At 28.9% G+C, this 25,888-nt stretch carries 23 protein-coding genes and 1 other annotated feature; of the genes, 3 read left to right on the forward strand and 20 right to left on the reverse strand.

The window, feature by feature from the left end:
• Positions 1-55 precede the first annotated feature (55 nt).
• Positions 56-265 (forward strand) — a binding site (T-box leader).
• 175 nt (positions 266-440) lie between these two features.
• From I6H46_RS00745 to hcp, 8 genes are all read right to left on the reverse strand, one after another.
• On the reverse strand, positions 441-1,475 hold the full coding sequence (locus I6H46_RS00745; protein ID WP_200225910.1) for a coiled-coil domain-containing protein: 1,035 nt from the start codon (positions 1,473-1,475) through the stop codon (positions 441-443).
• A 436-nt stretch (positions 1,476-1,911) separates the two neighbouring features.
• Positions 1,912-4,002, reverse strand: a complete 2,091-nt coding sequence (locus tag I6H46_RS00750; protein ID WP_200225912.1) for a hypothetical protein — start codon at positions 4,000-4,002, stop codon at positions 1,912-1,914.
• Positions 4,003-4,111: 109 nt separating this feature from the next.
• Complete coding sequence (locus I6H46_RS00755) at positions 4,112-4,759, reverse strand: Crp/Fnr family transcriptional regulator (protein ID WP_019118409.1); 648 nt, start codon at positions 4,757-4,759, stop codon at positions 4,112-4,114.
• 83 nt (positions 4,760-4,842) lie between these two features.
• Positions 4,843-5,097 carry a DUF3343 domain-containing protein gene (locus I6H46_RS00760; RefSeq protein ID WP_019118410.1) on the reverse strand — a complete coding sequence of 85 codons (255 nt, stop codon included), beginning with the start codon at positions 5,095-5,097 and terminating at the stop codon, positions 4,843-4,845.
• Complete coding sequence (locus tag I6H46_RS00765) at positions 5,097-6,371, reverse strand: double-cubane-cluster-containing anaerobic reductase (RefSeq protein WP_039920570.1); 1,275 nt, start codon at positions 6,369-6,371, stop codon at positions 5,097-5,099. The genes I6H46_RS00760 and I6H46_RS00765 overlap by 1 nt, the downstream gene beginning before the upstream one ends.
• Position 6,372: 1 nt before the next feature.
• A complete protein-coding gene (locus tag I6H46_RS00770) occupies positions 6,373-7,110 on the reverse strand; it encodes a hypothetical protein (protein WP_019118411.1) in 738 nt (245 codons plus the stop codon).
• Positions 7,107-7,856 (reverse strand): acyl-CoA dehydratase activase, encoded by a 750-nt coding sequence (locus I6H46_RS00775; protein WP_019118412.1) that lies wholly within the window; start codon positions 7,854-7,856, stop codon positions 7,107-7,109. Before I6H46_RS00775 ends, I6H46_RS00770 begins: the two co-directional genes overlap by 4 nt.
• A 170-nt stretch (positions 7,857-8,026) precedes the next feature.
• The gene (hcp, locus tag I6H46_RS00780) at positions 8,027-9,643 is read right to left on the reverse strand and encodes a hydroxylamine reductase (RefSeq protein WP_019118413.1); all 1,617 of its coding nucleotides are present in this window, start codon (positions 9,641-9,643) and stop codon (positions 8,027-8,029) included.
• Between the two features lie 184 nt (positions 9,644-9,827).
• On the opposite strand from hcp, the gene I6H46_RS00785 reads away from it, so the two are divergent.
• On the forward strand, positions 9,828-10,643 hold the full coding sequence (locus tag I6H46_RS00785) for a Cof-type HAD-IIB family hydrolase (RefSeq protein WP_019118420.1): 816 nt from the start codon (positions 9,828-9,830) through the stop codon (positions 10,641-10,643).
• Positions 10,644-10,716: 73 nt separating this feature from the next.
• Positions 10,717-11,829, forward strand: coding sequence for an alanine dehydrogenase (gene ald / locus I6H46_RS00790; RefSeq protein ID WP_019118421.1), 1,113 nt, complete (start codon positions 10,717-10,719; stop codon positions 11,827-11,829).
• A gap of 38 nt (positions 11,830-11,867) precedes the next feature.
• Here the strand turns inward: ald and I6H46_RS00795 are convergent, their stop codons facing one another.
• The 12 genes from I6H46_RS00795 to I6H46_RS00850 all read right to left on the reverse strand — a co-directional run bounded on the left by I6H46_RS00795 (position 11,868) and on the right by I6H46_RS00850 (position 25,415).
• Positions 11,868-12,212, reverse strand: a complete 345-nt coding sequence (locus I6H46_RS00795; RefSeq protein WP_019118422.1) for an SdpI family protein — start codon at positions 12,210-12,212, stop codon at positions 11,868-11,870.
• A gap of 214 nt (positions 12,213-12,426) precedes the next feature.
• Positions 12,427-13,347 (reverse strand): nucleotidyltransferase family protein, encoded by a 921-nt coding sequence (locus tag I6H46_RS00800; RefSeq protein ID WP_019118435.1) that lies wholly within the window; start codon positions 13,345-13,347, stop codon positions 12,427-12,429.
• Positions 13,348-13,349: 2 nt separating this feature from the next.
• Positions 13,350-14,375, reverse strand: coding sequence for a UDP-glucose 4-epimerase GalE (galE, locus tag I6H46_RS00805; protein WP_004839236.1), 1,026 nt, complete (start codon positions 14,373-14,375; stop codon positions 13,350-13,352).
• Positions 14,376-14,386: 11 nt separating this feature from the next.
• Complete coding sequence (locus tag I6H46_RS00810) at positions 14,387-15,487, reverse strand: ABC transporter ATP-binding protein (protein WP_019118436.1); 1,101 nt, start codon at positions 15,485-15,487, stop codon at positions 14,387-14,389.
• An 11-nt stretch (positions 15,488-15,498) separates the two neighbouring features.
• Positions 15,499-15,678, reverse strand: coding sequence for a DUF6903 family protein (locus I6H46_RS00815; protein ID WP_004839238.1), 180 nt, complete (start codon positions 15,676-15,678; stop codon positions 15,499-15,501).
• Positions 15,679-15,680: 2 nt separating this feature from the next.
• Positions 15,681-17,840, reverse strand: a complete 2,160-nt coding sequence (gene gnpA, locus I6H46_RS00820) for a 1,3-beta-galactosyl-N-acetylhexosamine phosphorylase (RefSeq protein WP_019118437.1) — start codon at positions 17,838-17,840, stop codon at positions 15,681-15,683.
• Entirely contained in the window at positions 17,837-18,691 is an 855-nt protein-coding gene (locus I6H46_RS00825; protein WP_019118438.1) for a carbohydrate ABC transporter permease, read from the reverse strand. Before I6H46_RS00825 ends, gnpA begins: the two co-directional genes overlap by 4 nt.
• Positions 18,692-18,700: 9 nt before the next feature.
• Positions 18,701-19,591: a carbohydrate ABC transporter permease gene (locus I6H46_RS00830; protein ID WP_019118439.1), complete on the reverse strand. Its 891-nt coding sequence runs from the start codon at positions 19,589-19,591 to the stop codon at positions 18,701-18,703.
• 53 nt (positions 19,592-19,644) lie between these two features.
• The gene (locus I6H46_RS00835; RefSeq protein ID WP_019118440.1) at positions 19,645-21,042 is read right to left on the reverse strand and encodes a carbohydrate ABC transporter substrate-binding protein; all 1,398 of its coding nucleotides are present in this window, start codon (positions 21,040-21,042) and stop codon (positions 19,645-19,647) included.
• A gap of 240 nt (positions 21,043-21,282) precedes the next feature.
• The gene (locus I6H46_RS00840) at positions 21,283-22,914 is read right to left on the reverse strand and encodes a hypothetical protein (protein WP_019118441.1); all 1,632 of its coding nucleotides are present in this window, start codon (positions 22,912-22,914) and stop codon (positions 21,283-21,285) included.
• Positions 22,904-23,629 (reverse strand): ABC transporter ATP-binding protein, encoded by a 726-nt coding sequence (locus I6H46_RS00845; protein ID WP_019118442.1) that lies wholly within the window; start codon positions 23,627-23,629, stop codon positions 22,904-22,906. Before I6H46_RS00845 ends, I6H46_RS00840 begins: the two co-directional genes overlap by 11 nt.
• A gap of 94 nt (positions 23,630-23,723) precedes the next feature.
• Positions 23,724-25,415 carry a Na/Pi cotransporter family protein gene (locus tag I6H46_RS00850; protein WP_019118443.1) on the reverse strand — a complete coding sequence of 564 codons (1,692 nt, stop codon included), beginning with the start codon at positions 25,413-25,415 and terminating at the stop codon, positions 23,724-23,726.
• A 210-nt stretch (positions 25,416-25,625) separates the two neighbouring features.
• Between I6H46_RS00850 and I6H46_RS10180 the strand changes: the two genes are divergently transcribed.
• Entirely contained in the window at positions 25,626-25,751 is a 126-nt protein-coding gene (locus tag I6H46_RS10180) for a hypothetical protein (protein ID WP_267907445.1), read from the forward strand.
• The last annotated feature ends 137 nt before the right edge of the window (positions 25,752-25,888 follow it).

Here is a 25,888-nt window from a genome sequence, read left to right on the forward strand (position 1 = left end):
TATTAAAATATTTATAAATATATTTGACAAAGTTTAAAAAGCATGGTATTATCTTATCAATACTAAGAAGAGTTAAGTAAATTAAAAAATATTAATCGCAGAGAGGTTTCGTTTGCTGAAAGAAACTATGATATTTTTAATTGAATAGAGGCTTGGAGTTGGAAGTATAATACATAAGCTTCCCGTTGACTGCGTTTTAGTCTTACTAATGAGGCAAAATTTATTTTGCGAATTAGGGTGGCAACACGTTTATATCGTCCCTTTATCGGGGCGTTTTTTTTATAGAAAAATATTAAATTTTTTTTAAAAAATTCAACTGACTACAGATTACATAAATAAATAAATATAAACTGTTATAAAACGCTTAATTTACCTAAAATATATATAAATAAAAAATAAAACTACCAGTTTTTTGCTGGTAGTTTTATTTTATCAATTTTTTATTTTCTTTTTCTTAATAAAGCATACAATAATCCGCTTAGTGAGCTTGTTAGAATTATGGATATTTTATTTCCTACTCCTGTTTTTGGATTATTTGTTGATGGACTTTCAATTTTTATTTTGCTTTGATTATCCTTTGTTTTTATTTTTTGTTTAGGTCTTTGTGTTTTTTCTTTGCCTTCTTTTAATTCTTGCCAATAAGCTTTTAAATTAATATTATCTTTTAAATAAATTTCAGAATTTGGATAATAAATTATATCTCCATCTTTCCAATACAAAAATTTAAATCCTTTTTTCATTGGTTTTGGTAGTTTATATTTTGTATTTCTTTGTCCTTTTATTGCTACATTTCCCAAAACTCCATTTAAATCTCCTCCGTCAAGATCAAGATTTATATTTACAGACATAAATCTTTCCAAATCTTTTTGAGCAAAATTGAAATCTGCAAGAGCCATAGCGTATCTTTTTTTAGCTTCGTCAAATTCATCTTTTAATTTATTTGTTTTTTCTTTTTGTCTATCAAGATTTTCTTTTGCCTTATCCAAAGCAATTTGAGCATTTTCTTTTGCCTTTACCTTTTTATTTATTTCTTCAATATTTTCATAACTTTGTGGATTATTTACATCAATATTTTGAGCAATTTCAAAATCAGCCTCATCCTTTGCTAAATTTTCATTTTTCAATTTTAAATTATTTTCGGCATCTTCTTTTGATTTTTTTAAATCTTCAAAAACTTTTTTCATAGCTTTTACTTTTCTATTTGCCTTAGCTAGATTTTCTTTTGCCGTAGAATAACTTTCAAATTCTTGATTTTTTTGTTCTAATAATTCATTTGCTAATTTTAATTCTTCGCTAGCCTCTGCAAGAGCCTTTGCCGCTTCATCTTTTTTAGTTTTTAAATCACTTATATTTTTATTTATATTTTCTATATTTTGATTTAGCTTATTAGTTTCTTCATTTAATTTATTTATTTCTTCATTTTTAGAATTTTCTTCTGATTTTTTGTCTTCTAATTCTTTTTCTTTAGCTTTCAAATTATTTTCTAAAGTTTTTCTTTTCTCATTTAAGTTTAAAATTTGATTTTGAAGATTATTTTTTTCTTCTTCTGCTTTTGTTTTTGCATCTTCTAGTGTTTTTATTTCCTTATTTTTTTCTTCAAGCTCTTTATTTGTACTAGCTAAATCACTTTCTAATGTCTTTAATTTTTCTCCGTATTCCTTATTAGAAGCTATGTGATTTGCAATTTCAGCATCAAGCTCATTAATTTCAGCTGTTAAATTATTTATTTCACTTTCTAAGGCTTTCTTTTCTTCTTCTAATTTTTGAATTTCCTCTTTATTTGCTTCAAGTATATTAATTTTTTCTTGATTTTCATTTTTCTTATTTTCTATATCTTGATTTATAGCTTGTAGGTCTTCATTTTCTTTTGCAATCTCAGAATCTTTAGCTGCAATTTGTTTTTCTAAAGCATCAATTTCTTTTTTTAACTCTTCGATTTTTTGCTAGTTCTTCTTTACTAGGAGTCTTTATTCCCTTCATTAAATTTTGAAGATTTTCACAATAATCGTTGAATTTTTTTTCGTATTCTTCTATAGAATAAGCTTCATTATCTTTAGTATAATTTAATTGAAGAGATTGAACGTATCCAAACATTCCTGGTCTTATAGCATATCCAGATGTATTAGAATCTCCAAATTTAAATTGTCCCCACATTAAATCATCAACTAAATTTGTATAGTGCCCTACTTGTTGAAAATCTTTTGATATTCCTGTATCTTTAAATATTTCGTCGCTGTGTAAAGCTATATAGTTTCCCATTTCTTCTCTACTTTTACAGCCTTTTTTTCTCAAATAATCAAATAAAATTTTTTCTTGATCCCACCAGCCTTGAATTGCTGCTTGTCCTTTGTCAGATCCTCCCCATGATAAATTTTCAAAAGGTGGTTTATGAATTCCTGCATGTTCGATTTTATTAGCTGAATAATTCGCATTTGCTTGGGCAACTGCCATATCAAAATCGCTGATTTTTAGAATACTTAATTTTCTTCCATCAATTCCACCATCGGTTTGTCTTTTTTCATTAACAACTTTTAAAGCTTCAATAGCTTTTTTCATATTTTCAAGACTTCTAGAATCATCAGGTGACATATTTTTATTTGCAGCCAAATACTCTTGACCAATTTTTTTAGCCCTATCATTGTTTGGAAGTTTTGTAAATACCTCAACAGCCTTTGTTGAACCATTTTTTTCAAAAAATCCTACTGAGCCTTTGTCCCATTGCTCTTTTGCTTTTTGTTTTTCTTCTTCGCTTACAGTCTTCAAAGATTCTTCTAATCTTTTCAATTCTTCTTTTTTGCTGTTAAGAGTTTTTTCAAGCTCTGTTTTTTCGTCAGTTTTTCCCTTAATAGAATTTTCTTTTTCAGTTTTTTCATTATTAAGATTTTCTATATTTTCCTTTTCTTCGTCTATAGTTTTTTGTGAATTTTCATTTTCTTTGGAAAGATTTCCTATCTTAGTACCGTCTTCATTCAGCTTATTTTCTTTTTCAGTTTTGCTTTCTTCTTTTTGTGATTTTTCCTTATTTAAATCATCAAGTTTTTTGCTAAATTCTTCATTTTCTTTTTTTAGATTTTCAATATCATTTTGAAGTTTTGATAATTTATCTTCAATAGATTTTCTATCTGATTCTGATGTTTCAAGATTTTCTTTAATTTTTTCAAGTTCTTGTTCTTTTTCTCCTAACTTATTTTGTAAATCTTTATAGCTTTGGCTATCTTCGCTTACTTCTCCAATAGATTTTTTTATTTCATCTATTTCGTTTGATAGATTCTTTTCTTCATCTTTTATCTTAGCCAATTCTTCATTTGCTTTATCAAGGTCATTTTTCAAATTTTCTTGGTCTTTATTCAGTGAAGCTAATTTTTCTTCTTCTTGTTTTAGGCTTTCACTTTTTTCATCCAAATCTTTTTGAGCTTGGCTTTCTTTTTCTTCTGCTTCTTTTTTCTTATTTTCGGCATCTTTTAAACTTTTTTCAGCATCCGGATTTTTTTCTTTCTCTTTTTCAAAGTCAGCACTAGCCTTCTTTTCTTCTTCATCTGCCTTATCAAGCTCTTCCTTTGCCTTATTTGTTTTTTCTTCTTTTTCTTTTAAATCTTTTTCGGCACTTTCTTTTTCATTTTTTGCATTTTCTAAATCTTTTTCTTTTTGGGATTTATAATCTTCTACTGTTGAATCCAAATCTTCTTTTGCTTTTTTATTTTCTTCTTCCAAATTTTTATTTTCTTTTTCAAGATTTTTTTCTTCTTCTTTGGAATTTTCATAATCTTTTTGGCTTTGTTCTAGATTTTTTTCTTCTTTGTCAAGATTATCTTTTGCCTTATCGTAATTTTCTTTTGCTTGTTCGTAAGTTTTTGCCTTTGTGTCTTTTTCTCCAGAAGGATTTTCAATTGTAGAATCTTTATAAACGCTTTCATCAGCTATAGCCTTATTTGCTCCATTAATTATAAATGTGCTTGAAAGAGCCATTATCAAAGCTATTTTTTGTATATTTTTCTTTTTCATTTTACTTGCGAAAAAATCGCAGACCTCCTTTTATATATTTTTTAATTTCTTTTATTATTATATCAGATTACAGCAACAAAATAAATTATTTTGTATAAAAATAAACTTTTTACAATAAATTTTTCAACAAGTCCTTGTCCAAAATATAAATTTCTCTTCCCTTTATTTTTATTATATTTTCATCTGCCATATTTGATAATTCTCTCGAAAGTGATGGTCGTGTTGTTGCTAGAAAATCTGCTAGTTCTTCTCTAGTTTGGTCTAAAATAATTTTTCCATCATTTTCTTCTATCAATAAATAATTTCCTATTTTTTGTCTTAGGGTAAATTGATTTGTTATTTGATTTTTTTGGCTTAAAACAAGACATTTTTTGCTAATTAAATCTATATAATTTAGCAAAAATGATTTTGGCATGGTTTCATTTATCAATTTTCTAAATTCTTTTATTACTATTAATTTTGATTTTTTTTGAACATAGGCTGAAAAATCGTAAGGTTCTTTTAGGTAAGCATAAACTTCCCCAAAAATTGCTTTTTGATTGAATGTTTGAATTATTGATCTTTTCCCATTTGCGTCAAATTTCGCGACTAAAATTGAGCCTTCTATTAAAAAATATAAATCTTCTTTTATATCGCCTTGTTTAAAAATATATGAGCCTTTTTCATAAATTTTTTCTTCGATTTTTATTTTTTCTTGTAAAAATTTCAAATCTTTTTCTGATAAATTTTTAAAAATTGGTATTTGTCTTAAATTCATTTTCCACCTCTATTAAAATTATATCTTTTATTAAATTTTTTCAAATTAAAAAGCGATGAAGTTTTTTCTCCATCGCTTTTTGCTTATAAAAATTTATTTCTTTTTGTATTAAAATCTAAATTTGATTCAAAAATTTCATCAATTTTTATCTTATTTTCTTTTGCCAATGGCTCAATTTTTTCTAAATCTTCCTTATTGTATAGATAAACTGATACTCCACAAGCATGGCTAGCCTGTCTTGGTGTTGGCGCAAGGCTTGCTTTTATTTTTTCTTTTCTTAAAATTTCTAAAAGCTCTGTCGCAATCATTGCATTTTCTACTAGAATAAAATATTTCATTAGTCAAGCATTTCTATAAATGCACCAATTCTTGTTTTTAATTGTTCTGCATCTTCGTCTGTGTAGTCTGTTTCTATTCCAATGCAAGGAATATTTTCTTCTTTTAATCTTTTTTCTACAAAATATCCTTCTGTATCGTAAATATTACAGAATTTAAGGTTGATGTCGATTACTCCATCGGCATTGTATTCGTGATATAGTCTTATTATATCATCAATTCTTGATGTATTTGGTGTAAAGCAAGCACAATTTATACTTCCCAAGTATCTTTGTGCAAGATTTTTAACTTCTGTATCCAAATCGCCCTTTGTTTCGTCTACTGGATTTTCTATATATCTAATTCCTGTACACAATTCTTCTCCAACAACTGCTCCACCGTTTGTTTCAATTATTTGGTGTAATTTCCAGTTTGGAATTGAAAGTGGAGTTCCTGTAAGAAGAATTCTTTTTGTTCCTTTTTTAAATACTGATACATTTTCTTTAACTCTTTTGTCAAGTTCATCGCAAAGTTCATTTACTTTTTGGGTAAATCTTACTGGATCATCGAAAAATGAAATTTGTGTAATTAAAAGTGTATCTCTTCCTGAAATTGGAACATTATCTAATTTTCTAAAATCGTATAGTCTTTGCATTGCACGTCTTTTGTTATTTATCATTACAATTGCATCGTGCAAGCTTTCTGCTGTTACTTTATTTCCTGTTAATTCTTCTAATTTATCAATATATAATTTGATTTCTTTTTCCCATTTTTGGAAATCTTCGTCCCTTTTCATTTGTGGAATATCCATTATATACATTGGGGCATCTTCTGCCAAAATTTCCCAAGCTTTTTTCTTGCCATCGCAAGTTGTTTCTCCAACAAATAAATCTGCTATTCTAAAAAATGGACAAGTTCTATCAAATCTTGCACCAAGTGATGCTTTTATCAAAGGGCAAGTTGCTGTTGGCAATTTTTTCTCTCCACCTGGAACCCAAAATTGTGAGCCTGAGCAAAGTCCTGTAGAAATTCCATTTGCTGCCCAAACAACTTCTTCTGGAACATGGATACAAAAACTTCCTATAACTTTTTGTCCATTTTTTTGAGCCTCAATCAATTCAGCAGGTCTTACTCCGTGAATATCTGCTGTAACTGCATTAAAATAATCCATTTTTTCTGGTCTGTTTTCTTGTGATAAAAAAACATCCCCAAAAGCTTGTGGTAAAACTTCACACAATAAATCGTGCTTATCAAGATCCATACTCAAATCGTCCCACATTTTATGATTTTTATCCATTTTATATCTCCTCATAAGTTAAAATTTTATCCGCCTTATAGATACAATTTTTGAAAGTAAAATCTGGTTTTTTTGATTTACTTATTTTATAATTTTCGTAAACTTTTTTGTCGATAATATCGCTTATAGCAAATGGACAAGTTGCTTTTATAATTTTTCTTTTTATGTTTTTCTTTTTATATTTGGATTTTATCTCTAATAAAAAAGAAATTCTATCATCTAAGTTTTTAATAAATCTTATGTAAAATTCTAATTTATAAAGCAAAGTCCCACTAATATCACTTTCTTGTAAATCTTTTAATATCTGATTAATTTTTTCGATTTTTCCAAGACTTTCAAAATATATTTTTTCATCAAAATTTCTATTGTCCAATTTTTCAAGAAATTTTTTTAAATCTTTCTCATAAACAATTTTTTTGTTAGTATTTTTTTCCAAATACTCATTAAATTTCTTGCAATAATCATCAAGAACAAAAAATTTTGAAGAATATATCAAGGGGCATTTTTTAGTTTTTAGATAGGCAATTGTAGAATTAATTGGATCACATACATTTTCTAATTTGTAGTAATCAAATATATAGCTATCAAGTCCAATAATTGGGTAAACAATAAAACCATAAGAGATTAAGAGAGCATCAAACTTATCTGAAAAAACTCCAACTACATTGTCATTTTCCATTTTTGCATATATTGCATCCACATAGGCTTCTCTTCTCAAATCTTCTAGTTTTATGTTCATAAAATAGCAGCTCCAATCGCTCCCGCAAATCTGCCATCGGGATGACTTTTAACACTACTGTTAAGTTTTTCTTCCAAAGCTTTCATTATGTATTCATTATTTGAAAAACCACCAGTAAGAAAATATCCATCAGTATCAGATTTTTTTTGAGCAAGTTTTGAAACTTTTGACACAATAGAATTTATAACCCCGCTTGCAATATCTTCTCTTTTTGTTCCTTTGCCCATCAAAGAAACAACTTCAGATTCTGCAAAAACTGTGCAAGTTGAAGAAAGTTCTATGTCCTTGCCTTTCTTTGCCATTTGAAAAAATTCTTTCAAATCAAGACCAAGCCTGTTTGCCATTACTTCCAAAAATTTCCCAGTTCCAGCCGAACATTTATCATTCATCAAAAAATCCACAACCCTATCTTCGTTTTGGACAATTATTTTTGTATCTTGTCCGCCAATGTCGATTATAGTTCTATCTTTTGAGCCCAAAAAATGTGCGCCCTTGCCGTGGGCAGTAATTTCTGTAATAATTTTATCAGCAAAATCTACGGCAATTCTTCCATAACCTGTAGCTGTGATATGACTTTCTTTTCTATCATATCCCAACTCTTCTAGCTTTTTGATTATTTTTCTGCCAGTTTCTTTGCTATTCCATCCGCTGCTTATAACTTCTTTATAAAGTATTTCATTTTTTTCATTATTTAGGACAACATACTTACTAGCAGTTGATCCAATATCTATACCAATATAATACATATTACCTCTCTACGTTTATGATAACATACAAGAAAACTTTTTCCAAATTTGATTTAAAAAATTTTCCAAAATATTTAATTAAATTTTAATTTCAAAATAAAAAATTCCCCAAAAAAATTTTTAAATTTTGGGGAAGTATTTTTAAATGTATATAAATTTATTTTTTCTTTTTATGCAGTAATTATTTCCAAATCTTTTTCTACATTTGTAATTGGTGAAATATTAAAATTTTCTACCAAGAAATTCACAACTGTTTTTGACAAAAATGCTGGGAGAGTTGGTCCAAGATGAATATTTTTCACTCCTAGACTTAACAAAGCCAATAAAACTATTACAGCTTTTTGCTCGTACCATGCTATATTAAATTCAAGTGGCAAATCATTTACTGATTCAAGTCCAAAGGCATCTTGTAATAAGAGTGCAGTTTTTACCAAAGAATATGAATCATTACATTGACCAGCATCTAAAACTCTTGGAATTCCATTTATATGACCAAGATTTAATTTGTTGTACCTATATTTTGCACAGCCTGCTGTCAAAATCACATAATCTTTTGGTAATTTTTCGGCAAATTCTGTGTAATATGATCTGCCCTTGTGTCTTCCATCACAGCCTGCCATTACAACAAATTTTTTAATATTTCCAGCCTTAATTTCTTTTACTACATCTTCTGCAAGTGCTTCAACTTGATTGTGAGCAAAGCCTCCAACAATTTTTGTATTTTCTAAATTTTCTGGAGCCTTGCAAGATTTTGCCATCTCAATAATTTGAGAGAAATCTTTTTTGCCATTTTCATCCGCTTCTATGTGTTTTGCACCAGGGTATCCTGCATTTCCTGTTGTAAATAACCTATCAAGATAGTCATTATCTTTTTTAAGTGGAACTATACAATTTGTTGTCATCAAAATTGGTCCATTGAATTTTTGGAATTCTTCATTTTGACTCCACCAAGAATTTCCATAATTTCCATGGAAGTGGTCATATTTTTTGAATTTTGGATAGTAGTTTGCAGGTAACATTTCTGAGTGAGTATAAACATCTACACCAGTACCCTTTGTTTGTTCAAGCAACATTTCCATATCGTTAAGGTCGTGACCTGAAATTAAAATCGCAGGATTATCTCCAGCAGAAAAATCTACTTCAGTGATTTCTGGATTTCCAAATTTTTCTGTGTTTGCCTTATCCAAAAGCTCCATTGCCATAAGGCCATGTTTTCCAGTTTCCATTGTTAAATTTATTAAATCATTAATATCTTTATCATCTTTTAAAGTTTTTTCCAAAGTTTGGGCGATAAATTTATCAACTTCTTCATTTCTATAGCCCAAAACATTTGCGTGATGATTATAAGCAGCCATTCCTTTTAAACCATAAGTTACAAGTTCAACCAAAGACCTTTCATCTTCGTTAATTATATTTAAAACTCCAACTTCAATAGCTTTTCTTTTTAGCTCATCCCTATCATCACTTGTATATTTTGCTGCATCAGATAAATTTTCAAGTTTATTTTCTTCAATTAATTTATCCTTAGCCTTTAAAGTTTTTTCTACTTTATCTAAAATATCTTCCTCATCAAAATTTGCATTTGTAATTGTTACAAACATATTATTTGAAATTAAATCATAATATTTAGAATCAACTTCTCCAATTTTATTTACAACCTCACTAAGTCCTTTTGTAACATAAATTAATAAATCTTGGCTGTTGGCAGTATTTTCATTTTTCCCGCAAACACCAACTCTAGTACAGCCCTTGTTGCCGGCTGTTTCTTGACATTGAAAACAAAACATAATAAAATCCTTTCTTTTTTTTATCTTACTTACATTCTTATAATACAAAATAAAAAATATTTAATCGGTAACTTATGTTACAAGAACAAAATTTTTAAATCAAATCTCATTTTAAAATAAAATTTATTTTTGAATAAATTGCTATCTCTATTATAATTAGACTATGAAAAGAAAAGGAGTAATTATGAAAAAAATTATTGCAGTTGATATAGATGGTACTTTGTTAAATTCGAAAAGGCAGATTACTGAAAAAACTAAAAATGCTTTGATTAAGGCGCAAGAGCTTGGTCATATTGTTGTTATTGCATCTGGGCGTGATCCTCTTGGGGTTTATCCTTTTGCGGATATTTTGGAATTTGAAAAATATGGTGGGCTTATTTCTAATTTTAATGGTGGAAGAATTACTAATTATAAAACAAAGGATGTGATTATTAATCATCCTATGGATTTTGACCTTGCAAAAGAAATTTTGCAATTTAGCGAAAAAAATCTTTTTATGCACTATATTATTTACACTGAGGATAAAATTATTACAAGCTCTTCTAAAACTTACAAGCTTGAGGAAATTTGTCAAAAAGCCTTTACTCATTATGAAGTCATTGATGATTTAGCTTATAGTTTGGATTTCGCTCCTAATAAAATTTTATTTTCTCAAGATCCTAACTTGATTGATGATGATGCAAAAAAATTAATGGATAAATTTTCTAATAAAACTACTCAGGTAAAATCTACTCCTTATTTTTATGAAATTATGCCAAAGGGAATTGGCAAGGGAGAAAGTCTTGTTGAAATTGCTAAATATTTTGATATGGATATGAAAGATGTGATTGCTTTTGGCGATGAGGAGAACGATCAAACCATGATTGAGATGGCAGGCCTTGGTGTAGTTATGGAAAATGGTGCTAATTTTATGAAAGAAAAAGCTGATTTTATTACAAAATCAAATGATGATGATGGAATTGCTTACTATTTGGAAAAATTTGTTTTTAATGAAAAATAATTAAAATTTTTGATTTTTTATTTGATTTGGGTATATTTTAATTGAGATATTTCGAAATATATAAGGAGGAAATATGATAATAGGAATACCAAAAGAGATTAAGGACCAAGAATCTAGAGTTGCAACTGTGCCTGGCGCTGTTGCGGAATTAGTTAAAGCTGGTCATGAAGTTTTAATTGAAAATAATGCTGGTTTAAATTCTGGTATTACAAATAAAGATTATGAAGATGTTGGCGCAAAAATTGTCGATTCAGCAAAAGATGTTTGGGAAAAATCTGATATTGTTTACAAGGTAAAAGAGCCTTTAAAAGAAGAATATAAATATTTAAGAGAAGGTTTGATTTTATATACTTATCTCCACCTTGCAAGTAATGAAGAATTAACAAAAGAATTAGTCGATAAAAAAGTTACAGGCATAGCTTATGAAACTTTAAAACTTGATAACAAATTACCACTTCTAGCTCCTATGAGTGAAATTGCTGGAAGAATGGCTGTTCAAGAAGGTGCAAGATATTTAACAAAGCCCGAAGGCGGAAGAGGAATTTTACTTCAAGGAGTTCCAGGAGTAAGACCTGCTCACGTTGTAATTGTTGGAGCTGGTACTGTTGGAGCTGGAGCTGTAAGAATTGCTGTAGGAATGGGCGCAAGAGTTACAGTTTTGGATGTAAATATTGACGCTTTGAGCAGATTACAAGATATTTTCCCAGATAAAATAGAAACACTCTATTCAAATCCTATAAATATTGAAGATTCTGTTAAAGATGCAGATTTAGTAATCTCAACAGTTTTAATTCCAGGAAGACGTGCTCCACAACTTATCAAAGAAGATATGGTAAAACAAATGAAAGATGGCTCAGTAATAGTTGACGTTGCAATCGACCAAGGTGGTTCAACAGATATTACAAAAGGACATCCAACAAGCCACACCGATCCAGTTTTTGTAAAACACGGAGTAATTCATTATGCTGTTGCTAATATTCCAGGAGCAGTTGCTATGACATCAACTTATGCCCTATCAAATGCAACAACGAAATATATAAAAACAATAGCAAATCTTGGACTAAAAAATGCCTGCGAAAAATCTCCTGAAATAATTTCTGCAGTTAATACTTACGATGGATATGTTACAAACGAAGGAATAGCAGAAGATAACGGCTACGAATATAAAGAATTAAATATAAAATAGAAATTAAAAAGGGACTGTTTGAAAATGAAATAATCATTTCAAACAGTCCCTTTCTTATTCACAAAATATAATTTTATTTCACTAAGCACACTAATCAAAATCAAAAAAACAATTTGAATTCCAATTAAAATCAAAACAATTTTATCATTCAAATCATATTTGTAAAAAACAAACAAGGTCATAACCATACTAATTATCCCAAAAATCAAAGACAATTTGCTAGCATAAAGATTTCCAATTTCCCAATTTTTTTCATTTTTCATAGAAAGCCTAGTTCTAAAACCAGACCACTTAGAAATTTTTTTATAAGCCTTGTTCTTTAAGAAAAAATACATAAAAAAGAAAGAAATAGGAATAATCAAACATACAAAAAATAAAAACATACCACCCTCCAAGTTTTATTACTTTACTTATACCCAAACTTTTAAAATATTCTTAATTATTGCTGATTTTTACTTAAAATTTAAAAATATTTTATTAGTTCTTAATAAATTATTTTTCACGTGATTTTATTTGATAATCCCATATAATCAAAAAAATTGCCCTCTTTACTGATTTTAGTCAGTTAAGAGGGTTCATTTTAAAATTTTTTCTTTATTATTTTTCCCAAATATTATCTGGGTATAATCCTTGGTCGAACATTTTTTGGAAGGATTTTTGTGCTGGGACCAGGTCTTCTTTGTAAGTTATTCCTATCCACTTGTCATTTGTTGGAAGAATTGTTACATCTGCTTTATTTTCTTTTATTAGCTCTCCTATCATTTCTGGAAGAACGTATTCGCATGAATCTAAATTTTCTTTATTTTTTTCTAGATATTTTATAAAATAATCTTCACTCATATCAATAAATTCTGGGAATGATGCCCAAAGGTTCATTGATACTGTTGTTTCTAGATTAAGTATATCGCTATCTAAATTCTCTTTACTTGATATTTTTCCATCTTTTTCTAATTTTATTTCGTGAGTTTCTATTATGTCTACTAGTTTATTTTCTTCGTTTCCTATAGATACTCCTCTTGTAACAGCTCCCTTATCTGATAGGGTGTTTTTTAATTTATATCCTGCCATAGCTATTTGTAACTTGTCGTCGATTTTTTTATCGCTTGTTACAAGAAATTCGTGTAGGGAATCAAACACGCCTTTTCCATAATAATCGTCTGCGTTTATTATTAAAAATGGTTCTTTTACTATATTTTTTGTAGATAGTAAAGCATCAACTGTTCCCCATGGTTTTTTTCTGTCTTTTGGACTTTCAAATCCTTTTGGCAAATCCATATCTTGGTAAGCGTATTCTACTTCTACTATTTTTTCAATTCTATTTCCAATTATTTCTTTAAAGTCTTCTTCTATATCTTTTCTAATTATAAAAACAACCTTATTAAATCCAGCTTTTATTGCATCATAAATTGAATAATCTATTATGGTATAACCGTTGTCATCCATTTTTGCAAGCTGTTTTATTCCTTGTCCATATCTTGAGCCAATTCCTGCAGCAAGAACTACTAATGTTGTATTCATTATTACTCCTTTTCTTCGTAACCGTTTGGATTTTGTGATTGCCATCTCCATGAATCCTCGCACATCTCATCAATGCCTTTTTCTGCTTTCCATCCTAATACTTCGTAAGCTTTGCTTGCATCTGCAAAACATTTTGCTATATCTCCTTCTCGTCTTTCTACAATTTTATAGGAAATTTTCTTGCCACAGGCTTTTTCAAATGCTTTTAAAACTTCAAGTACAGAATAACCATTGCCTGTTGCAAGATTTATAATTGAAACTCCTTCTAGCTTATCAATTTTATCTACAGAAAGCACATGGCCTTTTGCAAGATCTACTACATGAATGTAATCTCTAACTCCTGTTCCATCAACTGTATCATAATCATCTCCAAAAACTCTCAAATAGTCAAGTTTTCCTACAGCAACTTGGGCGATGTATGGTAAAAGATTGTTTGGAATTCCTTGTGGATCTTCTCCAATTTTTCCTGATTCATGTGCTCCTATCGGATTAAAATATCTCAAAAGAACAACTTTCCATTCGGGATCTGATTTTTGTAAATCTGTCATAATTTGTTCCATCATGGATTTTGTCCAACCATACGGATTTGTGCAAATTCCTTTTGGAAAATCTTCAGTAATTGGAACTTTTTCTGGATCTCCATAAACTGTTGCAGATGATGAAAAAATTATATTTTTGCAAGAATATTTTCTCATAATCTTTAATAAGGATAAGGTTCCACTTATATTGTTATGATAATATTCTAGAGGTTTTTTCACTGATTCTCCTACAGCTTTCAAAGCTGCGCAGTGGATTACTACATCTATATTTTCTTTTTCAAAAACTTCGCTTAATTTTTTTTCATCAAGTATATCAGCTTCATAAAAAATTATATTTTTGCCAGTAATTTCCTCTACTCTTTTTACAGAAATTTTTGATGAGTTTGTTAAATTATCATATACTATAACCTTGTAATTTTTATTTAATAATTCAACTGCTACATGGCTTCCAATATAACCTGCTCCACCGGTTATCAATACATTTTTCATTTAAAATCTCCTTATAGAAGAATATTTTTTTGACTTTCTTTATCAAAGAAATGCATTTTTTCTTCGTCTAGGTATATTTTTATTTCCTTATTCTTTTCCAATAAATTTTCAACGCTCAAAGCGCAAGTAATTTTTTCTTCTTTGCACTTAATATAAGCATATTGTTGAGCTCCTAATAATTCTACAAAATCAACTTGTCCTATTAATGTTGAATTAGTTTTTCTAAATCCATCATATATATGCTCAGGTCTAATTCCACAAACAATATCTTTTGATAAATATCCTAAATCTTGAAGTTTTAATGCTTTTTCTTGACTAATATGGAATTTTACATTTTCATTTTCCATATAATAATCGTCATCTTCTTTTATTATTTTACCACTTATTAAATTCATTTGTGGAGAACCAATGAAAGTTGCTACAAATAGATTTTCTGGTTTTGAATAAACGTTTATAGGAGTATCTACTTGTTGGATAACTCCGTTATTCATAATAACAATTCTATCTGCCATAGTCATTGCTTCTGTTTGATCGTGGGTTACATATATAAATGTTGTTGCAAGTTGCTCGTGAAGTTTTGATATTTCTGCTCTAGTTTGCACTCTAAGTTTTGCATCCAAGTTACTAAGAGGCTCGTCCATCAAAAATACTTGAGGATTTCTTACAATCGCACGACCTAAGGCTACTCTTTGTCTTTGACCACCAGAAAGAGCTGCAGGCTTTCTATCAAGATATTGTTCTAGTCCCAAAACTTCTGCTGCCGCTTTTACTTTTCTATTTATATCTTCTTTTGGAACTTTTGCAATTTTTAAAGCGTAGCTCATATTATCTTTTACAGTCATTTGTGGATAAAGAGCATAATTTTGAAATACCATTGCTATATCTCTATCTTTTGGTTCAATATCATTTACTAACCTATCTCCAATATATAGCTTTCCTTTTGATATTTCTTCAAGTCCTGCAACCATTCTAAGAGTTGTAGATTTTCCACAACCAGATGGCCCAACAAAAACAATAAACTCTTCATCTTTTATTTCTAAATTAAAGTCATTTACAGCAGTAAATTTATTATCATATATTTTATAAATATGCTCGAATTTTAATCCAGCCATATCAAACCTCCTTAAACATGTCTTCTATTATATAAAAACAAAACTAAAAGCATAAGCGCTAGTGAAACAAATTGAATTAAAAGTGGGCCATAGCCTGCTTTTCTATGTCCTACAAATTGCAAAATAACTCCAAGAACAAATATTATAAAAAGTACAATATTATTTAATTTTTCTTTTTTGTAATAATCCATATTTACTCCTCAAACCAGATAATTTCGCCTGCATCAATTTCTATTTCGTGCGCATTTTTATCTCCATCATAAACAATAGATTTTACTTTTTCATTTGAATTGTTTATTACACAATATTTAGAAATTTCAGGATAAGCAGTTACTTCTAGCCTAATGTCTTTAGCAAAATATTTTTCTAAAATATCTTCCTTATGAGAAACATAGTGAATAGCTCTTTTTAACAATCTTGTATTTTCTAAACTATAGGAAAGGCCCATAGCATAAAAACTTCTTCCTTTACCATAATCATTTGCTGCCATATAGACTTCATTATTTTCATATTTTAATATTTGAGTCTTTTCATTTATCGCATAAACATTTGGTTTTTCTTCACCATATTTATATTCTTTTAAATCTTTTGTTATAAAATGATCTTTAGTTTCTTGTGTAAAATATCTATCAAATCCTTGTGAAAATCCTTTTTCAACATCAACTCCCAATACATCTGCAAGTTGGAAAAATCTTCCTTGATGTTGGTAAGCACTTGGCTCTCCTATTCCAATAAAACCTCCGCCTTCATAAACAAATTTTCTAATATTTGCAAGAACTTCTGGATCTAAGAAATTTTCTCCACCAGAAAATGCAGTATAAGCATCTCCAGCATTAATTATTACATCAATGTCCTTATCAATTCCTTTTTTTACATCTTCAAAATTAATAAATTTAACATCCATGTCCATACCAGAAAGTGCTTCAATTATTCCACTGTATGAATAAGCTAATTTAAACCATTTTCCATGAGCTACAACATAAGCTCCCCAAGTTCTTATAGAGCCCCAAGAATTTAAAATTGCAACTTTACAAGCCTTATAAGGTTTTGCCTTTGATGAAATATCATAAATTTCTCTAAATTCATCTGCAACTTTTGTTATATAATCAATAAATTTTGGAAATTTGTAAGCAAGAGATAAGTATCCGCCATATCCAATCCTATCAAGAGGATTTCTCAATAAAGCACGTCTTGCCTTTACCCAATTATCTTTTGCTTCAATTGATGGGTCATTTCCTTCATAAAATTCATCTGGGAAAAAGTATGGTAAAAATCTCCCCTCTGTCATAGGAACATCTATATCTGAAATTATTCTTAAAGTTGCTCCATCTCCAACTGAACCAACAACTCCATCAAGTCCTATATTTTTAAAATATTTTCCATAAGGCTCTGTTCCAATCCAATGATCTCCCAAAAACATTATTGCTTTTTTGCCATATTTATGAACAAGATCAACTAATTTTTTTGCCTTATTAGAAACAAATCTTTGTTGAAAATCAATGTAATCTAAATATTTTTTGCTTGGTATTCTGTAATTACTATTATAAAAACCTTGGTCAACAAAATCTTCACTTGTTAATCTATAACCATATTCTTTTTCAAAAGCAATCATAGCCTCTGGGGAAACGCTGTTTGAATATCCAAACCAATCTACATATTTTTCCTTAGCATCTTCATTAAAGAAAAGCGAAAATTGATAGAAGAAAGTTGTAAATCTTACTACATTTGTTTTTGGATTTTCTTGTAACCATTTTTCTAAATTTTTTTCTACAAATTCGCTAGATTTTTCATATCTAACATCAAAAGGAATATGATGAGCAACTTCATCTCCCCAATCATTTGTTATGTGATTGTACATTTGAACTGGATCCCAAATTCCATAAGCCAAAAAGTTTACTGTATAAACATGATAAGGAATTGTTTTTACACTAACTATATCTTTTTCTTTATCAATTTCCCAATTTGAAGGATCAACTACTTCGCCTGTGCTTCTATCATAAACTTGCCACCATTTTTTTGGATCATAATCATAATCAGCTATTAATTGTTTTTTGTAATAGCCTTTTAGAAAATCTATTTTTGTAATATTGCTAGTTGCTGTTACAAAATCACTTATCAAGAAAAATCTAGATCTTTCAAAAGGAACAGTTTCTGCAAATTCGTTGTGACCACGAGTTGGAAAGAAGTTTGTATATATGTCAACTCCTTCTATATCTTTAATCTCATCTGGAAGATATGTTCCATCAGAATCTCTTATTGCATCTGCTCCAAGCTTTTCAAGCATCTCGCAAGTTTCATCATAAAAATTAGCTTCACTTGGAAGAGTCAATCTTCCTCTTTTTTTATCTATCATCCCTTATCTCCTCCTACCATCATTCCTTCAGTAAGTTGTTTTTGAACTAAAATATAAATTATTAATGTTGGTATCATTACAATTACTAGACCTGCGTAAAGTCTTCCATAATTTGCTGCTCCTCTTGCTGCTTGTTGAAGATTTATTAATCCAACTGGCAAGGTTCTTTTTGATGGATCAGTCATAAGAGTTAGGGCTAAAATATATTCATTCCAAAACATCAAAAAATTAAACAAAATAACTGTAATAACTGCTGGTCTTGCCATAGGTATCATTATGTCCATCATAGTTCTATAATAACCAGCCCCATCAATATAAGCTGCCTCTTCATAAGATTTAGAAATTGATGAGAAAAAGTTTGTCAAAAGATAAACTGTAAATGGAACTGCTGTTGACGCATATATTAATGCAAGGACAAATCTATTATTTAATAAAGCTAATGGAATAGATTTTGAAACATCTCTTAACATCAAAAATATTGGTATAACGATGTATGACAAGTTTATAAATAAACCTGCTTTTATATATGAAGTTACGAATCTTCTTCCTTTAAATTGCATTCTTGCCAAAATATATGAAAATGGAAGTGATATAAGCAAAAGCAAAGCCAAAGCAATTGCTGTAACTATCAAAGAATTTAAAAAATAATCTCCCATATTAGCAGCGGCCCATGCATCTTTAAAGTTATTTAAGTAAAAACTCATAGGCAAGGCCCAAGGGTTGCCATAAAATTCTGGATTTGTTTTTATTGATGCCATAAAAACCCAAAAAACTGGGACTAAAATTGATAAGGCAAAAATAACCAAACACAAATAAATAAATATATTAAAAAGTTTTGATTTTTTCTTCATTTTTTTCTCCTAGTATTGCATGATATCTCTTTTTGTCAATCTATGAATTATTGCTGAAAGAATAAAAGAGAATAAGAACACGACAACACCAATAGCAAGTCCATAACCAAAAGATGAATTGGTGTAGGCTTGTTCATATTGATAATTTAATAGGGTAAGACTTGCACCATCAGGTCCTCCGCCTGTCAAAGCTTTTATAATTTGGAAAGCTATGTTGATATTTGAAATTACATAAAATGTTAATGTAGTTCTAATTGTTTGCCATGTAAGTGGTAAGGTAATATCAAAAAATTGGCGAATTTTTCCAGCTCCATCGAGATTTGCTGCCTCATATAAATGTTCAGGAATTTGACTCATAGTTGACATATACATTACCATATAATATCCAATCGCTTGCCAAATCATCGCAAAGCCAATTGAATAAACAACATACATCCTATCTCCTAAAAAAGGAATGTTTGTATGATTACTATTAAATAATCTCATAAATCCATTTATAAGACCTTGATCCATTCCATAAATTGCTGCAAAAATTGATGCAATAACTGCTATAGAAAGGATGTTTGGTATATAAAATATAATCCTAAAGAAATTTTGGCCTGCTATTTTTTCTCTTGATAAAATTGATGCGAAAATAATTGCCAAAAACATAGTCACGATTGTAACTATTACTATTAAAAATATTGTATTTTGAAAAGACCTAATAAAATTACTATCAGAAAATAATAATTTAAAATTAGCTAGACCAACAAAAGTTTTATTTCCAGATAAGCCCCCCGTTTTAAACAAAGACTCATAAAATACATTTATGGTAGGATAGACCATAAAGATAGTATAAAGTATCAATGAAGGTAATAATCCGAATACTATAAATCTTTTTTTCTCCTTACTATTTCTCATAATATCTCCTTATAAAAATTTAAGGCGGAATAGACCGCCTTAATTATTTTCAATTACTTTTCAGCTTTTACAGCTTCTGATATTTTTTGTGCAGCAGAAACTACATCTTTTTGCCAATCTTTTACAGATTTATCTTTATTTGCTACTGAGTTTATAGCATCAAATAATTCTTTTGACATATCTACACCTTCAACTGCTGGAGCTGCTGCCCATCCACCTAGAGCTGCTTTTACATCATCGCCATAGATTGAATAGAATAATTTTTGATTTTCATCTGTTATCATATTTTCAACATCGTTGATTGGTTGAACTGCTCCACCGTTTTCTATAAATGCTTTTGCTGCTTCGTCTGAATACAAGTAAGCAAGAAATTCTTTAGCAAGTTCTGGTTCTTTTGCAGTTTGTGTTACAAATATTTGTTCAAACCAAGAATATGCATATCTTTCGCCGTCTTTCATTGAAGGAAGTGGCATAAAGCCCCATTCAAATCCATCAGCAACGCCTTTTGCATCTTTCATTTCTTCAACTACCCAAGTTCCATTTGGCATAAATAATGCTTCGTTTTTCATAACTTGTAGTTGGTTTTGTGTAAATGATTCGTTGTTAGCTTGAGCTACTGTATTTGGATTTAAGTATTCCAAAATTTTTCCTACTGTTTCAAAATATGGTGTAGCTTCATTTTCCCAAGCTTTTGCATCGTAGTTCATCAACTTATCAAATAATTCATTTCCACCAATGTTGTAGAACATTGCAAATGAGAATGTGTCAAAATATCCTGTTGTAGGATATGTAAATAATGAAATTTTATCTTTTTTAGCTTCTTCACCAAGTGCTAAAAATTCATCCATTGTTTTTGGAAGTTCATATTTTCCGCCACCATCTTTAAACATTGCTTTGTTATACCAAAGTCCTGTTGGTGAATAGAATAATGGAGCAAGATATGTTTTGCCGTCGCCGTAAGGATTTGTTACAGCAGTATCTGTAAATCCTGGAATTATTTTTTCTCCTACAGTTTTTTCTTCTCCTGGAACTTTTTTGTCCAAAACATCGCTTATATCCATAAGCATTTTTTCTTTAATCATTGTTTCTGTAAGACCTGATTCTTGTCCAATATTATTATAAATTACGTCAGGAGCATTTCCTGCTTGAATTTCTGGTCTTATTACTTCGTGAATATTTTTTTCAAATTTTGCTTCTACTTTTGCGCCTGTCTTTTTTTCAAAGTTAGCTATAACTTTTTTCCAGCCTTTTGTTCCATATCCGCCGTCAAGACCTGCTAGTGTTAATGTCTTACCTTCGAAAGCCTTTTCAGAATTATCTGAACTTTTTTCAGTTTCTGAAGACTTGTTTGACGCTGCATTGTTACTAGTATCGTTTGCTTTATTATTTCCACAAGATGTAAGTGCAAATACTGCTAACAATGCCACCAAAGTTGTTTTCCATTTTTTCATATTTTCCTCCTCGTATATGGTAATTACCTATATTGTTATTATAATTAATAACTTTCAAAAAGTCAAGAATTTTTAGAAACATTTTCAAGGCTTAGAGTGTGAAAATACTTTCAATTTTTCCTTTTAAAAATACCGTTTTCTAGGAAATAATTTCAAAATTTATTTTTTTATTTTGAATTTTAGTAAAAAAATAGAGTTCGATAAATAAACTAATCTTTTTTTATCAAACTCTTGTATTTTTTATAAATCATAAAATCCTTTTTGATATTTTTTCAAACATGATTTGTATAAAAAAATTATAGAAATTATTATTAAACTTATTACAAATAAAAATCCCAAGTAAACATTTGTAAAATTATAAATTAAATACGCAAAAACTCCAACTATTGTCATTATTATTCCACTAATTACATAATAACCTACGTTTTGTGATGAGCCTTTTGTAAGATCTCTTTCTTTTTGCCAATGAATGTTGACTGAATTTGCATCCATCAAAAGTCCCAAAAAAGATGAAACAAGACTTGCAAGTGTAAATCCCAAAAAAATTACAAAGCTTACAAGAATATTTATTTTAATTATAAATTTTAATACCATACAAAATGAAATATTTATAATTAAATTTACAAGATTTATTGATAGGGCTCTTCCCAAAATATTTTCTTTTGGGCTTATTGGCAAGGTTAGGGTTTGGTACAAGCTTTCTCCTTCTCTTGAAAGGGAAGAATTTATTGCCAAGTCGTTTGCTGTTATGAAAAATCTAAAGACAAATGCTCCAATAATTATAAATAAATATATTTCTACATTTGAAATATCAAGTTTTTTTATAAAATCAAACATTTCAATTGTCCCAAATCCCCATATACATGTAAAAATAATCATAGATGAAATAATTGGAAACAAATATACTGGACTTTTTATAATAGTTTTAAAGTCTTTTTTAAAAATCGCTATTATAGTTGATGATTTTTTGCTTGATATTTTTATATTTTTCTTGTGAATTTTTCTTTTTTCATTTCCTAATAGGGAATCAAAATATATTTTTGATGCAAGCTTTGCCAAAATGTATAGGATTAAAAAAGTGTATATATAAAGAAGGAAAGTATAAATAATAAAATCTATTCCACTTCCTCCTAAACTTTTTCCGTAAATTCTTGTATGGAAAAATATAAGTGACAGCTTATCTTTATGGTCAAGAAAAAATTTTGTTACTAGCTTGATTATACTTACATCTCCATTTTTCCTATAAGAATAAAAATATATAAAGCCCAAAAGCAAAAGCAAAAATCCATATCCAATAAATTTTAAACTGGTTTTGTAAAATCTTATGTTTGAATACCTCATAATTACCATTATAAAAATAGAAATTATGGCAACTGATGTTACAAATATTGGAAATGAATTTATTATCAAGCCAAAAAATTTAATAAAGGAAAATCCCATATTAAATATATAAACCAAAATCATCAAAATATAAAAATAAAATATTTCAAATTTGGATAAAACTATGGCAAGAAATTTTGACAAATAAATTTCTTCATCTTTTATTGGCATAGTCATCAAAATATTTGTGTCCTTGCTTTTTGAATAATCAGAAATCAAATCAACCGCCGATAAAATTATTGTAAAAATACTTATAAGTAAACTGGCAGATAAAAAATAGGAATATTCATCATTTTTACTTAAATACGAAAACGCCAACAAAGAAAATGTTGCAAGTCCCATAACAGTATAAAATCCATACATCAAAAGTATGTATAAAATCCTCAGTGTATAATCATTTGGAAGTCCATAAACTTTTGTTCCTGGCAAATATTGGGCGATTTCTTCCTTAAAATTTTTCCTAAAAAGAATTTTTAATCTTTTATTTTTCATCTGTAAGCTCCAAAAATAATTCTTCTAGGGATTTACTTTCATTAAGATTTGCTCTCATTTCTGAAAGCGAACCTACTGCTACAATTTTTCCTTTGGAAATTATAGCAAGTCTATCACAAATATTTTCAGCAACTTCCATAATATGAGTTGAAAAGAAAACCATCTTTCCTTCATCTTTTCTTTCTTTCATTATTTTTTTAAGATTAAAAGAAGATTTTGGATCAAGACCAACCATTGGCTCATCTAAAATCAAAAGATCTGGATTGTGGATAAGGGATGCAATTATTGCAAGTTTTTGTTTCATTCCATGAGAAAATGAAGAAATCAAATCAGCCATAGCCTCTCTTATATTAAAATAATCAAGATAAGTATTGAGCCTTTCATCTCTAGTTTTTTCATCAATTCCATAAATATCTGCCACAAAATTTATATATTCAACTCCTGTAAATTTATCAAATAAATCTGGATTATCGGCAAGATAGGAAAATTTATTTTTGTATGAAATAGGATCATCTTCTAATTTTAATCCATCAATACTGATCTCTCCTTTTGTTTTTTTGATAAGACCTACAATTGCCTTTATAGTTGTAGATTTTCCAGCACCATTTGGCCCCAAAAATCCAAAAATTTCTCCATTTTTCACTTCAAAAGAAATATCATCAACGGCAAGCTTGCCATTATTGTATTTTTTTGTAAAATTTTTAACTTCTAACATAAAATCTCCTTTATCTTAAACCCTAGAAAATATTTACCCAATATTTACACAAAAAAATCTCACAGAATTTTCCGTGAGATTTTTAAAAATTTATTTAATTTATGTCATCAATTTTAACAACTGGCTTTTCGTATTCGCCGTGAACCTTTACAGGATCAACTGTTAGACGAGCAATATTGAAGGCATGGTCTCCAATTCTTTCTACTGTTGATGCAATATCGACAAAAACTGAACTTGCAACTGTAGATAATTTTTCGCCTTCGGTAAGTCTTCTATAATGAGATCTTCTTAAATTTTGTTCTAATAAATCCAAGTTTGCCTCATCTTCTCTGAGAGTTTCGTACAAAGCTGAATCTTCAGATTCAAAAACTTCTATGGCATTTACATAGTTATTAATTACAAGCTCATAAATACTATTTAAATCAGCCAAGGCCTCATCATTATATTTTTCTCCTGCCTCATTTATTTCATCAAAATATTCTCCAAGATTTTGAGCAAGGTCTGAAACTCTTTCTACATTTATTTGTACTTGTAAATAATTGTGAATTTCTCCCTCAAGCTCACTTACCAAATTTGATTTAGAAATATCTAAGATATATTTTTGAATTTTTGTATCCATTTCATTTACCAAAGCCTCAGCTTGATTGGCAGTTGATAAATCATTTTTATCTCTTGAATTTAAATATTTTTGAGTTGATTTTATAGTTTCAAGAGCAATTTTACTTTCTTTTATAATGGCAGTTTTTGCTTGGTCAAGAGCTGCTGCTGGGAAAGTATTTATTAGACTTTCTTCAAGTTCAATGTCTGAAACGTCAGAGAAAATTGAATCTTTACCAGGAATAATTTTGTGAAGTATTGTTGATACTTGCTTAATAATTGGAACAAATAAAATCATACCCACAAAGTTAAATGAAAAATGTCCCAAGGCAATTGTCATCATAGGATTAAAGGAAAATTTATCAGAAACAAAAGAAATAAATCCTTCGTAAGGCACCAATAATAGCAAAAATATTGCTGAAATTAAAACATTAAACAATACATGAAATAAACTTGTTCTTTTTGCAGACAAAGAACCACCCAAAGATGCAAGAATTCCAGTTATACAAGTTCCGATATTTGCTCCAAATAAAAATCCTAAAGAAAGATTCAAGCCAATAGCTCCAGACGCATACAAAGATTGAACAATACCAATAAAAGCAGATGAAGATTGAATAATAGCAGTAAGAACTGCTCCAACCAAAACAGCAATTATAGGATTTTTGCCAAGATTTGTAACTATATCTTCAAAGCCTGGAATATTTTTAAGCTCAGCAAGGCTATCTCCCATCATTTTTAGACCAATAAATAAAAGTCCAAAACCAATTAAAATTTCTCCAATATATTTGCCCTTTCTCTTTTTTGAAAATAAAAAAACAATAACTCCAATAAGGCAAATAAAATAAGATAAATAATCTAAATTAAAACCAATCAAAACAGCTGTAACAGTTGTACCAATATTAGCACCCAAAATTACACCGATTGCTTGCTCAAGGCTCATCACACCTGCCCTAACAAAAGAAATAGCTATAACGGTGGTTGCTGATGATGATTGAATTAATCCTGTAATAACAATTCCAACTAGAATTCCCTTAATAGGATTTGACGTATACTTTTCTACATATCCCCTAAGTTTTGGTCCAGCAAAATTTGTAAGAGAATCCCCCATCAAATTAATACCGAACAAAAATATTGCAAGTCCCCCTGCAATAAGGTTCCATTGCAAAGACGATAAAGTCGATAATTGCATAATTCCTCCAAATAATTTTTTTAAGATAAAAGATTTTTCAAAAATCTCACCTAGTTATAATATTATCATAAAAAATATAAAACAACAATTGAAAAATAAATATTTCAAACATAAAAACAAATTAAAATCAGACAAATATTTTCCCCTTTTAAAAATTTTTATCTGCTAAAAAATCTTTTAAAAAATAAACCAAATTTATTAAGAGATATGGTGAAAAAATCAATGGCAAAATCCACAGATATACTAGAAAAAGAAAACGTAGACGATTTGTGCGACAAATGCGAAGACTACGCCAAAGATTGGAAGCCAGTCGCAGAAGAATTGTGGAATAAATAAACTCTAAAAATAAATCGAATTAGCAAAACTTATTGAAAAATAAGAATTTAAAAAAGTGCCTTAAAGGCACTTACAACTAAAAAATAAACAAATCCTCATGCAAAAATTTATTTGATTTCAAATTTAAAAATCAAAAA

It is taken from the genome of Anaerococcus obesiensis, assembly GCF_016599815.1.
Lineage (GTDB): Bacteria > Bacillota > Clostridia > Tissierellales > Peptoniphilaceae > Anaerococcus > Anaerococcus vaginalis.

What these genes read in the sequence shown, in the direction of transcription:
- I6H46_RS00750 (WP_200225912.1), bottom strand. Translation starts at nt 4,002, where the DNA reads ATGAAAAAGAAAAATATACAAAAAATAGCTTTGATAATGGCTCTTTCA.
- I6H46_RS00755 (WP_019118409.1), bottom strand. Translation starts at nt 4,759, where the DNA reads ATGAATTTAAGACAAATACCAATTTTTAAAAATTTATCAGAAAAAGAT.
- I6H46_RS00760 (WP_019118410.1), bottom strand. Translation starts at nt 5,097, where the DNA reads ATGAAATATTTTATTCTAGTAGAAAATGCAATGATTGCGACAGAGCTT.
- I6H46_RS00765 (WP_039920570.1), bottom strand. Translation starts at nt 6,371, where the DNA reads ATGGATAAAAATCATAAAATGTGGGACGATTTGAGTATGGATCTTGAT.
- I6H46_RS00770 (WP_019118411.1), bottom strand. Translation starts at nt 7,110, where the DNA reads ATGAACATAAAACTAGAAGATTTGAGAAGAGAAGCCTATGTGGATGCA.
- I6H46_RS00775 (WP_019118412.1), bottom strand. Translation starts at nt 7,856, where the DNA reads ATGTATTATATTGGTATAGATATTGGATCAACTGCTAGTAAGTATGTT.
- hcp (WP_019118413.1), bottom strand. Translation starts at nt 9,643, where the DNA reads ATGTTTTGTTTTCAATGTCAAGAAACAGCCGGCAACAAGGGCTGTACT.
- I6H46_RS00785 (WP_019118420.1), top strand. Translation starts at nt 9,828, where the DNA reads ATGAAAAAAATTATTGCAGTTGATATAGATGGTACTTTGTTAAATTCG.
- ald (WP_019118421.1), top strand. Translation starts at nt 10,717, where the DNA reads ATGATAATAGGAATACCAAAAGAGATTAAGGACCAAGAATCTAGAGTT.
- I6H46_RS00795 (WP_019118422.1), bottom strand. Translation starts at nt 12,212, where the DNA reads ATGTTTTTATTTTTTGTATGTTTGATTATTCCTATTTCTTTCTTTTTT.
- I6H46_RS00800 (WP_019118435.1), bottom strand. Translation starts at nt 13,347, where the DNA reads ATGAATACAACATTAGTAGTTCTTGCTGCAGGAATTGGCTCAAGATAT.
- galE (WP_004839236.1), bottom strand. Translation starts at nt 14,375, where the DNA reads ATGAAAAATGTATTGATAACCGGTGGAGCAGGTTATATTGGAAGCCAT.
- I6H46_RS00810 (WP_019118436.1), bottom strand. Translation starts at nt 15,487, where the DNA reads ATGGCTGGATTAAAATTCGAGCATATTTATAAAATATATGATAATAAA.
- I6H46_RS00815 (WP_004839238.1), bottom strand. Translation starts at nt 15,678, where the DNA reads ATGGATTATTACAAAAAAGAAAAATTAAATAATATTGTACTTTTTATA.
- gnpA (WP_019118437.1), bottom strand. Translation starts at nt 17,840, where the DNA reads ATGATAGATAAAAAAAGAGGAAGATTGACTCTTCCAAGTGAAGCTAAT.
- I6H46_RS00825 (WP_019118438.1), bottom strand. Translation starts at nt 18,691, where the DNA reads ATGAAGAAAAAATCAAAACTTTTTAATATATTTATTTATTTGTGTTTG.
- I6H46_RS00830 (WP_019118439.1), bottom strand. Translation starts at nt 19,591, where the DNA reads ATGAGAAATAGTAAGGAGAAAAAAAGATTTATAGTATTCGGATTATTA.
- I6H46_RS00835 (WP_019118440.1), bottom strand. Translation starts at nt 21,042, where the DNA reads ATGAAAAAATGGAAAACAACTTTGGTGGCATTGTTAGCAGTATTTGCA.
- I6H46_RS00840 (WP_019118441.1), bottom strand. Translation starts at nt 22,914, where the DNA reads ATGAAAAATAAAAGATTAAAAATTCTTTTTAGGAAAAATTTTAAGGAA.
- I6H46_RS00845 (WP_019118442.1), bottom strand. Translation starts at nt 23,629, where the DNA reads ATGTTAGAAGTTAAAAATTTTACAAAAAAATACAATAATGGCAAGCTT.
- I6H46_RS00850 (WP_019118443.1), bottom strand. Translation starts at nt 25,415, where the DNA reads ATGCAATTATCGACTTTATCGTCTTTGCAATGGAACCTTATTGCAGGG.